Raw genomic sequence first — 14,654 nt, forward strand, 5'->3', positions numbered from 1 at the left:
CTGCGTGTGTAAGCATGGTAACATGTTCAGCTTGGCAGTACTAATAGGCCGAGGGCTTGACCATAGTTCCTTGGTTCGAAGCTTTTTCCAAGAACTTCTATCTTAAATCTTTATTCAGTTTTCAGTGTACTGGCAAAGACCCATCCAGATTGGATGGGTCTTTTTTTGTGTAAAAATTTTATATAAAAATTATAAAAATATTCCATATTAAATTATATTATTATATTAAATGCTATATGAAAAATGTTGACAGATTATATAAATAATAGTAATATTTGTAAGGGAATACTGGAAAAATTTTGAGTGCTTATAATGCGTCCTTGAAGAATATTATGTACGCTGACGCAGGAGTGGGATGGCATTTTTCTCCCAAAAATATATCTACAAATGCAAATAAATCGTCAGATGGGTATACTGCACGTTTTAGTGCGAGTTTTCATCTGTATGGGAACTTCTCAGGAGAAAATGTAAAAATCGAGGATGCGGACTTTGGAACATTAGGAGATACAGTAGAAGTAACGCCAGGTTCTGATTAACTTAACAAGCAGGGAGGCACTTCTATGATGGCAAGAAGCGGCGCTTTTGGAAAAAGGGGAAAATTTCTAGGGGCAGGGATTGCTGTCCTGGCGGTTCTCTCTTTGCTCTTGTATTACGGGGTGGCGTCGGGAACGGATTTTGTCCGCACAGACCGCCTTTGGAGTTTTGAGGCAAGTGCGAAAATCCTTGTCTTAGGGCTTTCGATTGCAGTGATTGTGTATTTAGGGATTTCCCTTTTGAAAAATCGGCTGAGCTTGCGGCGCTATACGCTTTTGGCATGGAGCTGGTTTGTAGTTTTTTTCCTTTTCGCCGGTTTGTTTGCAATCCTTTTCCGGCCTTCTGCTGGGATAGGATGGAGTATTTGTATTTGGGCCTTTCCAAGAATGGTTTGGGCGTCGATTTTGATGGCGGCGCTCGGCGGATTCCTCCAGATGGCTGCTGGGAGACAAACCGCGCCGGCGCAAGGCGGTTCCACACGCTGCCGGTTCCTACAGGAGCGGGAAAAATATGGGTGGTTTGCCGCCGCTTCCCTCGCGGGAGTGCTGGCAGAGGGTGCCTGCCGGGTCCTTTATTTCATGGGAAACCAGGCGGTCATTTCCCACCAGGACATGGCCTTTGCTTCCTGGGCTTCCAGTGCGGGGACATTTCTGGACGGCGTGTTTCTGGCCCTGTCAAAATGGCTGCTTGCGGGCCTGGCTGTCCTTCTTTTCTATGGAAGGATGCGGCTCTCAACCTATTTGGAGGGGAACGTCCTGTATTTTGTGATTTTGTTGATGGTTCTTCCTGCCTTTCAATGGATGCTTAATCCCATGTTTGTTCAGAATGTGGTTTTTTCCGTTGGATTATCCTTGGTTGGCGGGATAGAAATCGTATCTGCGGCATGCCTTCTTTATTGGATCGCCTCTTTTATACAGAAGAAAAGGAGAAGAGAAACCAAATTGTAAAAGGGAGCCGTTTCCCGGAGGATTGTATGCATCTGGGCACACGCATCTATGAACTGATCCGGCGCTATGGTTTCTATATAGGGGTGCTCCCCTCATTGATTGCATTCGTTTTGCCGGAGAACTATTTCTACATCAGCATCCCGATCCTGCTTTTTGCGATCTTGTTAGACAGCCTGAGCTTCTATTATGGCAGGATTCCGGAGGGGCTTGCGGAAAAGCGCCGGGCGATTGCAAAGGCAACCGTGTATGGCATTTGCACGACCATTGCGCTGCTTGCGGCATGCCTTTTGGCGGCATTCCTTTTGCATCCGGAAACTTTCGGGCGGTAAAGCCGGATTCTCCAGTGGATATCCCTAGGAATTTTCTGCGGAAAGAGTGCTCCAGTCAAACCGGCAGCCTGTAGCGCCGCGGTGCCCTTTTTGCCTGCCAGAGGAATACAAAAGTTCGTTGCGACTGCGTGGCCGTTTGGCCGCACAGGAAGCAACTCCATCCCTGCCCATATCAAACCTGTTTAATCAGAAAATAACCCCGGCTTTCGCCCGTTTTCACACGGCGAGGGCCGGGGCGTTTTGTATTTTGCAAAGGCGTAGGAGCGTTATCAATATGCTTGCGTTGTAATATTTATATAAATTGCAATAAAATTAATAAACTTCTACAAGATTACCAATTGATTTGTTGAATATTTAAACGTAAAATAGAAACAGCCATCAAATTGTAAAGGGGGATAGAGCGGTTTTTTAACAAGGGGATGAAAGTTGTATCTTTTGGAAAGGGAGAGAGAAATGAAAGGGAACAAATGGAAAGGGGCCGTTTCCTGGCTGTGTATCATCGCGCTTGTTTTGACAAGCTGTTTTGCAACGTTCGCACTGCCAACCAATGCGTTTGCCAGCGAAGAGGGCACGGTCATTGATGTAACGGATTTTGGGGCCGATCCTTCCGGCCAGGAAGACAGCGCGGTCCCGATTCAAAAGGCAATTGAGGCCGCGAAGGAAGTGGACGGGCCGGTCACCATCTATTTCCCGAAAGGGGAATACAATATTTGGCCGGACGACGCCATCACACGGAGAATCTACATATCGAACTCCACCACCCCGAGCAATACGGAGCTGGAGGAGAATTCGATCCGCACCATTGGAATCCTCTTGGAAGATATGCAGGATATCACCTTGGACGGCGGCGGTTCTAAGCTGATCTTCCACGGGAAAATGATGTCGTTTGCCGTCATCGATTGTGAAAACGTAAAAATCCAAAACTTGACGTATGATTTTGCAAGGCCATATGTCATCGACTTAACGGTCGAAGCGGTCACGGAGGATACGGCCACGGTCTATATCCCGGATTGTTATGAATATGCAATCGACGGCAACCGCCTGATCTTCTACGGGGAAGTCAGCCCGAAGACCGGCAACCGGTATTGGATCTATGACAATTACCCGTTTGACCAGTGGAACAACCTGCTCACAGGCGAAATCCACCGCGCTTGGGACGGCTGCATGACGCTGTTTGAGAACTGCACTTCCATCGAAGAGCTGGGCAACCGCCGGGTGCTCTTCCACTATTCCGCGCCGCCCAAGGCGCAGGCGGGTTACAACATCCAGATCAAGGAGACGACCCGCGACAATCCTTCGATGCTGCTATGGGAGAGCGAAGACGTCACAATCCGTGATATTAACGCCAATTTCCTGCATTCCTTTGCAATCATCGGCCAGTTCTCCAAGGACATCACCATTGACAACGTCGATGTGGCCACCAATGCGCGCAAGGGCACAAAAACCGCGGCCTCTGCGGACGTGATTCAGATGTCCGGCTGCGGCGGGAAGATCACGGTCCAGAACTGCTACTTTAACAATTCCCAGGATGACCCGATCAACATCCACGGCACCTTCCTGGAAATTCAGGAGGTCTTGGCGCCCAATAAAGTCCGCGTGCGCTATATGGAGCGCGAGACCTACGGTTTCCCGAACTATTATGTGGGCGACGAGGTCGAGTTTATTGCGCGTTCCAGCTTGCAGGCCGTTGGTTCTGAAGAGGTGCGGAACGCCATTGTCACCGAGGTGGAAAATCCCGCAGAGGAAGACTATGACCCGGAAAACCGGAAGAACATCGTCCTCACTTTTGACCGGGACCTCCCAGACGAGATTTTAAACAGTGGGGACCCCACCGGATACGTGGTGGAAAACATCACCTATACGCCGGATGTGGAGATCCGCAACAATGTCTTCTCCCAGTCGAGCTGCCGCGGCCTGCTCTGTACCACCCGCGGGGATGTGCTGATCGAAGGCAACCAGTTCCGGAACATCGATATGTGGACGATTTTTATTTCGGACGATGCAAACGGCTGGTATGAATCCGGGTATACCCGGAATGTGACCATCCGCGACAATGTTTTTTGGGAGGGCAACCAGACGAACATCCACATTGAACCGATTATCCAGGAACTCGATCCAAACAACCCCTTGCACAAAAACATGACCATTGAAGGCAACACGTTCTATCTGAATAACACGTCGGCTATTTCGGCGCTCAGTGTGGAAAATCTGACCATCCGCGACAATGCGTTTAAGCGTGCAGACGATGGGATCGACAGCGAGCTGACGGTTTCCACAGACCAATTGCAGCCCGGAGGGAAAGCCGGGCTGAAGCTGGAGATGAGCACCAACGTCAACGATGCGGGGCTTTTCTCCTTCCGGGGCTGTAAAAATGTGGTGCTCTCCGGCAATACCTATGGAGACGGCCTGAATACGCGCGCCAGCGTCAGCGATATGGATACGTCGGAAATCCATTTGGAGGATGAAGACGTCCGTTTGAACGAGGATTCGATCAAGCAGTTCCTCTTAAAGGATTGCAAAGTCCAATATATCAGCACGGACGAATCGGTCGTGCGCGTGGATGGGGCGGGCGGAACCGTTGAAGCGGTTGCCCCCGGCCATGCGCAGGTGTACGCCAGCATGGTGGCCACCGACGGCAGCGTCTTCGAGAGCAACCGCGTGGACATCACCGTTTCGGACGGCCAGGGCGCCGCAGCGGAATCGGTCAAGATTTCCGCCCCGCAGGACATCCTGCGCACAGCGGGCGAAACGATGCAGCTTTCGGCAGAGACTGTCCCGGCGGAGGCCGGCGCGGAACTCACCTGGTCCGTGGCCGATGCGGCGACGGGCGAAGCCACAGAAGCGGCGACGATCGATGTGGACGGCGTCCTGACCGCAGTGCAGGACGGCGTTGTGGAGGTCCGGGCGGCCAGTGCAAACGGCGTTTCCGACTCGATGCTGGTTTCCATCAGCATCGGCGGCGAAACCGTGATCCCGGAAATCGAATATGAAGTGCCGGGATTCTGGGCCATTGACGATCCGGACGTCTTGACGCTGACCGTGCCGAACCTATACGGCTTTTTTGATATCCGCGACGAACAGCAGAACGTTGTGACGTTCCCGATTGCAGACGGAGAAAATTTTGAGGCCACCGTTAGGGTGACGGGCAAGACCTATCAGACGTATGAGGAAATTGGGTTCGGCATCCTGAAAGATCTCGACAATTATGTCGCTTGCCAGAAAAAGAACCATCTGGGTACGATTCTGGTGACCGAATCCAACCGGGTTGGCAATGAGGACCATCGCGTTGGCAAGGACGACCAGGACGGCTTTTATTATGACGATGCGATCGACTTCAAGATTGTCAAAAGCGGCGACCATTTTGAAGGCTATTATAGGCGCACCACAGAGGGCGCGGATTGGGTCAAGTTTGCCGAACTCGACAACACAACCGTTGGGAATACCGGGCTGAAACTGGCTTTGTGGACAGCGTCCGGGGAGAATAGCGGCAATCAGATTACTTTTAGCGAACTGACCATCAACGGCGAACCGCAGGCCTTTGCGTATGAGAACCAGGCCCCGGCTGCCTCCGATGCGGCGTTCGGCACGGCACAGGCAGCTGTCGGGGACACCCTCTCCGTGCAGTATGCGTTCAGCGACCCGGACGGCGATGCAGAGGCGGGCAGCGTGATCGCCTGGTATGCTGCGGATGCAGCCGATGGGGAATACACAAAGATCAGCGGCGCGTCCGGGGATACCTGGACCATCCCGGCAGGCTACCAGGGCAAATACATCAAGGCCAGCGTGATCCCGGCCGACGCCTCCGGTATGCCGGGTGAGGCAGTTTATACCGGCGCCATGGGTCCGGTGGACATGCGCGGCGACCCCATGGGCAACGCATATCTGAAAACCCTAACCCTGCAAAAGGCAAGCGGCGCGGGAATCGCCCTCTCCCCGAACTTCTCGGGTGAGAACCTCGACTATCAGGCATATAGCTCTGCGGCGGAACTGCGCATTTCCGCGCAGCCGGAGTCCGAAGGGGCGGAGGTATCCTTTGCTCTGAATGGGCAACCGGTGGATGCGGCAAGCCTGACGCTGCAAGAGGGCGAAAACGAGCTGGCGGTCACGGTGACCGCAGCGGACAGTTCGTCCCGCACCTATACGGTGACAGTCACGTATGAGGCGCTGCCGGAGTCCCCCAATGCGTGGTTGTCCAACCTCGAATTGGGCGAAGAGGAGCTGTCCTCCCCGTTCTCCTTTACCACCTACGGCTATATCACGGGCGTGACGGAGGATGTCGAATCTCTGCCGCTGCGCTGCGCCACGCAAAACCCGGACGCGCGCATGAAGGTCACGGTCAATGACGAAGTGCTGGCAGAGGATGTCGCCAGCTTTGACAAAGAGATCCAAATCCTTTCCGGCCTCAACTATATCGATATGGATGTGACGGCGCCGGATGGGAAACAGCAGCAGTACCTCCTGGTGGTTGTCCGCAACGGCTACACGGACACGGACCTCGCAGACCTGAAGGTCAACGGGGAGACCATCGAGGGCTTCGACCCGGAGAAGACCGACTACCTGATTACCAGCGAAGAACCGGTCTCGTTTACACTTGAGGCAGAGGCGGCCAATTCCCGTTCCTCCGTGATCGTCTCCAATGGCCACGAGACGACGGGCGGCTCTGCGCTCAGCTGCGAGGCGGGGCCCGGCCTGACCAGATTTACCATTGCCGTGAAAGCGGAATCCTTGGCGGAGACAAAGTATTACACCATCCGCGTCAAGGTAGCGCAGGAGGACAATGCCAACTTGGAGCGCGCGTCCTTCTCGGATATTTCCCTGGAGGAAGAGGTGCAGCCGGACGTTCTGTCCTACCGCGGTTCTTCGTACCGCTCCAGCACCCAGTTTGTGCTGGAGGCGGAGGAGATGGGCGCGACCATCGCCTTTACCGCAAACGGGGAATCCTTCACCTCGGAAGGCAATCTCCTGGAAGGGGAGATCCCGCTGTATCTGGGCGAGAATGTGCTGCGTGCAACCGTGACCGCCCCGGACGGCAGCGAACAGGAGTATGTCTTCCGCATCGACGTGACAGACACAGCCTATCTGTCCGACCTCCCGTGGGTGCGCGCAGAAAGCGGCTGGGAAGGCCACCCGGTCCTGCGCGACCAGGAGATCGAGCGCCGTCCGCTCACGCTCTATAACGAGGAAGCGGGAGGCCCGGTGACCTATGAGAAGGGCCTGGGCACCCATGCGGAATCGACGATTGTCTATGACATTGCGGACCAGGGCTTTACCCGGTTCCAGAGCTGGTGCGGCATCGACTATTCCTACTACGACAGTTCCGCCCCAACCGTGCAATTTATTGTATATTTGGATGGGGAGCCCGCGTTTGACAGCGGCGTGATGAACGCAAAGTCGCCCGCGCAGTTCATCGACCTGGACCTCACCGGCGTGGAGACGATCCAGCTGGACGCGCTGATGGTGGACACCAACAACTCGGACCACGCGGACTGGGCGGATGCGAAATTCCTCACAGAGGTCTCTGCATCGGAGAACCACATCTATTCCGACACCTATGAGATTGCCGGCGGGCAGGCCACCATTCCGGAGGGCACCACGGTCCAGGAGGCACTGGAGCAGTTCTATGCCTATGAGGGCGAACTGGCGATCGTAGATGCAGACGGAAAGGAAATGGAGCCGGACGCGCTGCTCGAAGACGGCTGTGAAGTGACTTTGACCGTACAAGGCGAGGTGATCGACCGCGTTGTGATTGTGGTAGCGGCCAGCGGGGTAGAAGGCGACGTCACGGGCGACGGCGTGTTCGATGACGAGGATATCACCTATGTCATGGACTTTATCCTTGGAAATGTGGAACTGACGGAAGAAGAACTGTCAGCGGTGGATTTGAACCACGACGGTGTGTGCAACGTCTTAGACCTTGTAAAGCTCAAAAGAATGCTGCTGGAAGGCTGACCGGTTTGAAGCAACGGCAGGGGCCGTGTGGGAAGCAAACCAGCGTGCCGATCGATGAAAAGCAGCGAAGAGAATGCCGGTGGGGTGCAGCCGCATCCCACCGGTGTTTTTATGTTGTAGGCACAGGGCAAAGGAACATGCGGGATCGTCCCGGCAAAAGCAGATAAGATTAAAAATGCACAAAAAAGCTTTTCAAACGGTCTATAAAATGATAGACTGGAACAAAAGGGAAAGGCGGTTGGGTCATAGCGGAATGGTGGAAGCGGGGGCTGAGAAAGGGGGCCCTGCAACGAATGCATTAGCGGCTTTTCCCAGGAAACACAGGGGATGGATCGAAAGAATCCAAGATCATCCATGTAAGGAGAGGAAGAAGTTATGAAATACGAAATAAAAGGCGGCGCATTTCCGGTGGTCGTTTGCTATCTCGACAATGGCGAGACGATGATCACCGAAAAAGGCTCTATGGTATGGCAAACACCGAATATGATGATGTCCACGACCGGGGGCGGCATTGGGAAAATGTTTTCCAAGGCGTTCTCGGGGGAGAGTATGTTCCAAAATATCTATACCGCGCAAGGCGGTCCGGGCATGATTGCCTTTGGGTCCAGTTTTCCCGGAAAAATCCTGCCGTTGCAGATTGAGCCGGGGAAAGAATTGATTGTGCAGAAGAGGGCGTTCCTTGCGTCAGAGATAGGTGTTGAATTGAGCATCCATTTCAACAAAAAGATCGGCGCAGGCTTTTTTGGCGGCGAAGGCTTTATTATGCAGAGGTTGTCCGGCCAGGGGATGGCGTTTGTTGAAATCGACGGCGAACTGGTCGAATACGAATTGGCGGCTGGGCAGCAGCTTGTTGTGGATACCGGGAACGTCGCCGGATTTGAAACAAGCGTTTCCATTGATATTCAACAGGTCCCCGGCCTGAAAAATAAGGTCTTGGGCGGCGAAGGATTTTTTAATACGCTATTGACCGGCCCTGGCAAGGTTTGGCTTCAAACCATGCCCCTTTCAAGCCTTGCAAGCGCCCTCAGAGGCTTCATCCCGTCCGGGAACTAGACCTACCGGTCGGGACACAGGCACGCAGCGGGCACGCAGTGCCGTTCACGCCTACGCCGGGCACACAGTGCCTCTCGCGCCTACGCCGGACGCACAGCGTCTTTTCGCGCCTACGGCGTTCCCTAAGAAAGCAAACTGCGAGGAGTTTGCTTTCCGCTCCATATGGGAAGCCCTACAGAAGCAAGGCAAGAATCTTCATAAAGGCAACCATCGCAGCCCCGCCACATGTGGGAAATAGAAGCATCAAATACAGAAGGACCCAATCCCGGGAGTTCCAGGATTGGGTCCTTGCTGTTTATTAGGGAAAAGCCTTCCTTTTTATTTTATTGTTTCCGATCTGCCAATCAGACGCACAACATTTGTCTACGAAAGCACTTACGCAATCGTCACCGTGCAATGCTTGACCGCGTTCTGACCCGGCAGGGTGGTGTAAACGCCCGTGCTCTGGCCCGGCGTACCGGTGGCATAGACTCTGTAGTAGTAGTCGTTGCCAACCTTCGCCACGAACTGCGTCTTGAGCACATCGCCGTTGCCGGCCGTGAAGCTCGGCACCATGCTGTTGCCGTTGACCACGGTCATCTTGAAGCAGTATGCGCTGCCTCTCTTCAAGGTGAAGTTGACCGTCGTATCGGAAATCACATAGGCATTTGCCGCCACGGTCTGGCTTGCGGAGACAACGCCCGCTGCACCATATGCATTGCCAATGTTCGCGGATGTGCTGCCGTGATTGCCGGATACCGGTCTCGCCGGTCTTTCCACCAAATTGTCCAGCGCGGTGGAAAGCGCACGATAAACGGTTTCTACATCCGCTTCCGTAGCGGCTTCATCCGCCAGGACTGCCTGTGCGCCGTCCAGGGCGCGGTTGAGAGCGGATACGCTGGCCACCGTATATTTGGAGGTGTCCATCGCGGAGGCAGTGCCCACCAGCTCCGCGAGCGCTTCCTTGCTCGGCGTCTTGCGCAGCGCTGCCATGGCCTCAATCAGCGCCTGCGCCGCCTGATCGACCGTTTCCTGGTCTGCATCCACGTTGGCTTGTACGGCCAGCGCACGTTCCAAAGCGGCGGTGAACGCCTCTTTGGTGCCTTCCAAATCGAGGTACTCGTCCAAATCGATTTCCTGTGCCTCTGCGATTGCCTGGTCGAGCTGCGCAAAGTCCGCGCGGTAAACCAGGGCGTTCAGGGCGTCATACAGGGTTTCATAGGCTTTGTCCATTTCCGCCTTCAGGCCGCTCTCGATGGCTTCCTGCGCATCGGAAACAGCTGCCTGTAGATCCGCCCAGCTGCCGGTTGTGAAGTTCTCCTCCGTCAGGGAAGCCACGATATCCAACAGCGTGTTCAGCGCGGCCGGGTCGCCCGCTTCAAAGCTCAGAAGATGGATCGCATCCAGCAGGCCGCTCCATGCTTCGTCGATTTCCGCCTGGGATACAGCGATCACCGCTTCAATTGCCTGTGCGTTTTCCAAAGCCTTGTCGAAGGTTTCCTGCACCGCAGGGACAGCCGCTTCGTATTCTTCGCCGCCCTGCAGGGCTACCGCCGCCTCGATGACGGCGCGGAGCACGCTCTTATCGACCACCGTCGCGACGACGTCCAAAGTGGTTTCGCCCTCCGGCATGGTCAGCGTGTAAGAGAAGGGGCCGCTGCTCTCCAAAACTTGCGCTTCCCCGTTGATTTCCATAGAGGCGATTTCGCGCCCGTCCGCCGTGGGCACGAAGAGCATCGTGAACTCGTCGCCGGAGAAGACCGTGGTTTGATACGTGCCGGTCACGTTTGCAATGCCGGGGAAGATGTCGTCAACGGCAATCTGCACCGTGCGCGGGTCAAAGTGGACCGTCAGCGGGTATTCCACCGGCGCTTTTTCCTGCAAGGTGTATGCGCCGTCCGCGTAAACCAGCTCCATGTTTTCCGGGCTGCTGAGGAAGAACGAACCGTCCTCCTGCTCCTCTGCGCGGACAACCACGTCGCCAACCTGCGCATCCCCGGTGACGGTGACGCTGTTCTTGCCGAACAGGAAGTCGGTGACTGTCAGGACGCTTCCGGCGGGGATTTCTACGGTGGCGGGGGTGTTGCTCTCAAGTTTATTCCATCCGCTGAGGCCCTTGATGGTGGCGTCGCCCGTCAGCACCAGGCCGCCGCCGACGCTCGTAGTACTCACAGTGCCGAGATCGGCTGTGCAGTCGCCCTCGATGGACAGCCAGGAGCGGTCCAGCTTGGTGCCGCCCATGCCCGTGATGTCCATCACGGCGGGCTCTTCCGGCGTGCCGCAGTTGGCAACGCGCAGGATGCTGCGCCCATTGCCCTCCATGCTTTCCATGGAGAGGTTGCTCAGATCGACGGTATAGTAGCAATACCGGGAGACGGAGTCGTCGCGGAAGCTCTTGAGGGAGCCGGACACGGTGTCGTCCATCTTGATTTCCGCGTTGCTCTTCCAGGTGATCAGGGTGGTATTCGCCATATCCAAATTTACGTTTTTAAAGGTGATGTCGCCATAGGTGCGCAGGAAGCAGGGCCTTGTATCGGCTACGCCCAGCGTGTGGCCCTGGCCGTCGATGACCAGCGGCTTATCCACATTGCGCATCGCATAGTAGCAGGAGAGGCCGGCGGTCTCTTCGTACATCAGGAAGTCTTCGTCTTTGTTCAGATACAGGGTGTAGGGGCCTTCGCCGTCGGTATCGCGCTTGATGGCGAGCAGGGCATCGTCGAGGTTCTGATACGTCTCTCCCGTGAGGTTGCCGCCGGACACGACGATGTTCCCGTTCGGCAGGACAAAGTCGATCTCGCCGTTGTTTTCCGTGCCGCCGGTCGCGCTGTTGTCGTCCTGGATGAAGGACTCGCAGACGTTCGCAGCGAAATCGCCGACCTGTTGTTTGATCTCTTCGGTCAGAAGGCCGGGGTTTTCTTCCGTGCCGTCGCCGTTGATAAGGCCGTTCAGCAGGAATGCAATCTTCTGCTCATTGGTGGGTTCCTCCACACCCGGGACCGTGACCGGGAGGATCTCCACGACTTTGCCGACCGTGGCATTGGAGCCGCCCACCATGCCGGCCACCAGCGCGGCGGCCAGGTTATCCACGAATCCGTCGTTGCCTTTGATCAGGTCAGAGGCGTTGAAGGTCAGTGCATCGGCAATGCCGGACGCTTCGTTGGAAGCGCAGTCCACCACAGCGGTCACCAGCGCGTTGACCAGCGTCACGTCGCGCAGCTGTGCGATGCCGGTGTTGACCCAATCCGGGATTTCCTGGGGCTCATCGCCCGCCAGATGGCCCTGGTAGACGTAGTTGGCCAAGCCCATCACGGTATGTTCCGCGTCGATCTGCATGTCTGCGACAGAGGTTGCGATTGCCTCGATGGTCTGGTCGAGCAGGCCGCCCTCGGGGAGGACCTTTTCGTCCACCTGCTGGAGCAGCACATCCACCAGCTTTTCTTTGACGTCGCTGTCCGCAATGACGATATGTGCATCCAGCCCGCTGACGGAAGCCGTTCCATGCACCTTCCCGTCCGCGTGCCAGAGGGTTGCGTCAATGCCGGAGAGGGTGACATGCATGCCGTCTTCCTCGGTGTGCGGCAGGTACTCGTCCAGCATGGAGACCACCAGGTCGCCCGGGTCCTGTTCCAGCAGGGCGGTCAGGGCCGCTTTTGTGCCGCCCGCCGCAAGGACCTGCTCCACCAGAGGACGTACCAGCAGGTTTCCGGCCGCGCCGCTGATCATGTCGCCGGAAAGCGCCGTGGCGTTTTTGCCGTAGGCGGTGAAGTCCTCAATTTCCACGCCGTTGTAATTCACGGTGTCCACCAGATCGGTGGCAATCTGCGCGTTCACCTGGATGCTGCCGTTTTCTTCCTGGGTGCGGGTCAGGGTGATGGTGCGCACCGGGGAGGGATAGGTGACGCAGGAACCGGTTTCGATGTCATAGAACATCTTGCCGTTGATCTCACGGGAGGCGATGTCGTTGGCATGCATGTGGCCCGTCAGGACGATGTTCACGCCTGCGGCAGAAAGCGCTTCCGCAGCCTCTTCGTAGTTGTCCGCGAGGTATTCGCCGAGGATGTCCGGCTCCATGCCAAAGTGCGGGACCAGGCCGTGGTGTTCCACGCCGATCACAACGTCGCCGCGCGCATTGGCTTCCGCAGCCTGTTCCGCGACCCACTGGAGCAGGTCTTCGCTGAGCGCGCCGCCCGTCATGTGCTCATCCGTGCCGCTGTCGGTGATGTCCGCGCTGTATTTGCCGGAGTCCATGACGATAAAGGTGAAGCCCTCCGCTGGGCGCGCCACATAGGAGAGGCCGCCCTGCTGCTTCCCTTCCGGCGGGGTGTAGGTTGCAATGGCGTCCGTGTAGGAGACGTCATGGTAAATTTCCTTGAACTCTTCCGGGGTGGTCTTGAGGTCCGGGTCCATGGCGCTGGTGGTCGCCGTGCCATAGGAATCCTTCACACAGGTGGAAAAGTCGGTTGCATCGGAATTGTTGACGTCGTGGTTGCCGTTGATGACATAGATCTGCATGTTCGGGTTGGCGGCCCGGAGTTCGGTGAGCATCGCGGCCATCTCGCGGTGGGCCGGTTCCTCGCCGTCCTTGGTCAGGTCGCCGCTGATGACCAGCACGTCCGGGTCGGCCTCGTCAACCATCTCAAAGACGCGGGCGTCGATGTCCTCGCTCTCCGCCATCATCTTGCGGTCGGAGTGCAGGGCCGCGGCGAAATCCGGGTATTCGAACGGCTCGGTGTTCACCAGGTTGCCGTCCCCGTCCAGTGCGGGCTGGAACTGGCCCGGCTGCTGTGTTTCGCCGCCGTTCGGCTGCATGGATTCCGGCAGCAGGTGGGTGTCGGAAACCTGCATGATCTTGAGGGTGGAAGAGGTCTCCGCCTGCGGCGCGGCGCTCTGCGCCGTGCGGAGGACGCTGGCCGGCGCTGCCGGGGAAACTTCCATCTGGATGTTCTGGGTGCTGAGGTCAGGTTGCTCTTCCGAAAGTGCCGCGAGGGCTGCCGTGTTGTCCGGCAGGTCGTAACCGGCGCTGTCGAGGGCTTCGGAGAACGCAGCGAGGTCCTCCGGCGCATAGACGACGCTGGCCGCCGGTTCTTCCGCGGCTGGCTCCGTCTGTGCAAACGCTGTTGCCGGCGTAGCGACCATGGCTACCGCCAGGAGCAGCGCAAGGGTTCGCTTGTACCATTTCCTGTGGCTTTGCATCATTTTTTCCTCCAATTCTGCAATCACCTTTCGTCCCTTGGGACGTTTGATAGGGAACGGCGCGTGTCGTCACACGCCTTCCCAAAAAGTATAGGAATCCATCGTTAAAAACAGGTAAGGTTTGGATTAAAGAATATTAAAAATAAAAATATAAATTGAATAATATTTAAATGGGTGGATTGACCGCATGAAGAAATCGTTATAAGATTTATACAGAAGTAATTTTGTAGAAAGTAAAATAAGCGTCTTTGGAAGGGGTGGTTGTATTGAAAAAATTTTTAAGTTTTTGTTTATGCCTTTGTTTGCTCATGCTTTTCGCAGTGCCTTTAGGAGGGACTGGAAATTTGCAAGCCTATCAGTCGGTATTGGACAAGTTAAACGCAGAATATGGAACGACGTTTCACTTCCCAACCGACGAGGAGTTACAGGCAGCGGGCCTTACCAATACGATCGACCCAAGAACAGTGAACGTTTCCGCAGAAGAGCTTGAGAAGCAATTGCGTCCGATTGCCGAACGGATTTCCCAGGCAAATGCAGAAGCGGGAAAGGAATAGGAGGGGCTTCCGGCAGCGCTGGAACAGGCATGGAAGAAGTTCCACAAAGTTAGCCTCTATCCGGATACAAGAACCGCTGAATGGTAGCCATCTGTACAGCACGTGTTTTAGCGGCG

The 14,654-nt window shown here is 55.7% G+C and carries 7 protein-coding genes; 6 read left to right on the top strand and 1 reads right to left on the bottom strand.

Features of this window, described 5'->3' with window-relative positions; translation table 11 throughout:
* The first annotated feature begins 332 nt into the window (after window positions 1-332).
* The 5 genes from I2G69_RS10885 to I2G69_RS10905 all read left to right on the top strand — a co-directional run bounded on the left by I2G69_RS10885 (window position 333) and on the right by I2G69_RS10905 (window position 8,812).
* Window positions 333-536: a hypothetical protein gene (locus tag I2G69_RS10885; RefSeq protein WP_140400405.1), complete on the top strand. Its 204-nt coding sequence runs from the start codon at window positions 333-335 to the stop codon at window positions 534-536.
* Window positions 537-560: 24 nt separating this feature from the next.
* Window positions 561-1,481, top strand: a complete 921-nt coding sequence (locus tag I2G69_RS10890; RefSeq protein WP_087235217.1) for a hypothetical protein — start codon at window positions 561-563, stop codon at window positions 1,479-1,481.
* A 26-nt stretch (window positions 1,482-1,507) separates the two neighbouring features.
* Entirely contained in the window at window positions 1,508-1,810 is a 303-nt protein-coding gene (locus tag I2G69_RS10895) for a hypothetical protein (RefSeq protein WP_195560772.1), read from the top strand.
* A 453-nt stretch (window positions 1,811-2,263) separates the two neighbouring features.
* Window positions 2,264-7,759 (top strand): NPCBM/NEW2 domain-containing protein, encoded by a 5,496-nt coding sequence (locus tag I2G69_RS10900; RefSeq protein WP_195560773.1) that lies wholly within the window; start codon window positions 2,264-2,266, stop codon window positions 7,757-7,759.
* A 375-nt stretch (window positions 7,760-8,134) separates the two neighbouring features.
* Complete coding sequence (locus I2G69_RS10905) at window positions 8,135-8,812, top strand: TIGR00266 family protein (protein ID WP_087235221.1); 678 nt, start codon at window positions 8,135-8,137, stop codon at window positions 8,810-8,812.
* A gap of 375 nt (window positions 8,813-9,187) precedes the next feature.
* Here the strand turns inward: I2G69_RS10905 and I2G69_RS10910 are convergent, their stop codons facing one another.
* A complete protein-coding gene (locus I2G69_RS10910; protein ID WP_195560774.1) occupies window positions 9,188-13,987 on the bottom strand; it encodes a metallophosphoesterase in 4,800 nt (1,599 codons plus the stop codon).
* A gap of 341 nt (window positions 13,988-14,328) precedes the next feature.
* Here I2G69_RS10910 and I2G69_RS10915 point away from each other — a divergent pair, with 341 nt between their 5' ends.
* Window positions 14,329-14,538 carry a hypothetical protein gene (locus I2G69_RS10915; protein ID WP_087235223.1) on the top strand — a complete coding sequence of 70 codons (210 nt, stop codon included), beginning with the start codon at window positions 14,329-14,331 and terminating at the stop codon, window positions 14,536-14,538.
* The last annotated feature ends 116 nt before the right edge of the window (window positions 14,539-14,654 follow it).

Origin of the sequence: Anaeromassilibacillus sp. D41t1_190614_C2, from assembly GCF_015558525.1 — a bacterium.
In the GTDB taxonomy this organism is placed as follows: Bacteria; Bacillota; Clostridia; order Oscillospirales; family Acutalibacteraceae; genus Anaeromassilibacillus; species Anaeromassilibacillus stercoravium.